The 1,078-nt window shown below is 31.4% G+C and carries 1 protein-coding gene and 1 pseudogene; both read right to left on the bottom strand.

Annotation, left to right across the window (positions count from 1 at the left end):
- Positions 1–288: pseudogene (locus tag B1729_RS20510) on the bottom strand (hypothetical protein); the annotation flags it as partial.
- 13 nt (positions 289–301) lie between these two features.
- A partial coding sequence (locus tag B1729_RS20505) for a ThiF family adenylyltransferase (RefSeq protein WP_204318988.1) occupies positions 302–1,078 on the bottom strand: 777 nt, incomplete at its 5' end.

The raw sequence follows: 1,078 nt of genomic DNA, 5'->3' as shown, positions 1-1,078 counted from the left end.
CATGATGTCTGAATACTGTTCAATATATTTAATAGTATCTGACATACTCTCGTCAAAATAATCATCAGTGCGTGCTACTTTAGGTCCCCCCATATCTATGACTTGTCCACCTAATCGATACATGGCACTTGTAAAACTCATTCTAGTTCTGGTACTTGGTTGATAAAAAAGCGTAGCAAGAATTTTACCTTCTAAATCCTTAATTACTTTTCCATTTTTTAAAGCTTTTTCATAATAATCTGCTTTTTCAAAAATAGTATTAATATCAGTAAGATTCACATTCTTCATCGATAATAAGTTATTAATCAATTTTATTTTCCTCTCTTTCTACAATTTTTGTTTCCCAAGAGGCTGAATCAAACATAGAATAACTTGGAGTTGACGGTAATTCTTTATATTCTGGAATATCTTTCAGACCAGTTATTTCAAAACTCAATCTTTCTACTAAAAGACCTTGAGCTAAGGGGGGACATCCAGCAAAGATAGGGCATTCTTTATTATTAATTAACCAATCATCTAATCTTTCTTTGGATGGAAATTGAGGGTATTCTGGAAAAAGAGAATAAACTATTTTTCTTGTATTTTTTTCATCTAGCTCTGAACCTGGCTTGATATCAAAATAATCTTCAGCTGACATTGAATCTTTAGTCCATTTAAAGAAGAAAGCTCTATGACCAAATACTGGCACAGTTAACATAAATTTACATCTTTCATTCTTTTGAAAAGCTCTATGTAATGCATAGCGAGCTTCTAATTCAAATAATTCAATTTTATCTAAAACATAATCACAACCTTCTACAAAATCATCAGCAGTATTATTATTAATACCTTCAGGATAAACATCAACATTTACATCTCTTGAAATATTAAATATAGATTCTCCAACTACTTCTGCCTTATTTCTTCCAAGATTATCCAAAGATGCACCAAATTGTCTATTAATATTAGAAAGCTCAAAATAATCTGGATCTGCTACTTTTATATGACGAACTCCTAATCTTACTAACCTTTCGGCTACAGCACCACCTATACCACCACAACCGGCAATGCCTATTACCACTTCACTAATTTTATTTTG

The organism is Microbacterium sp. B35-04 (assembly GCF_010634885.1).
Classification (GTDB): domain Bacteria; phylum Actinomycetota; class Actinomycetes; order Actinomycetales; family Microbacteriaceae; genus Microbacterium.
Note: the sequence above shows the minus strand (reverse complement) of the source record. Positions and strands in the feature narration are given on the sequence as shown.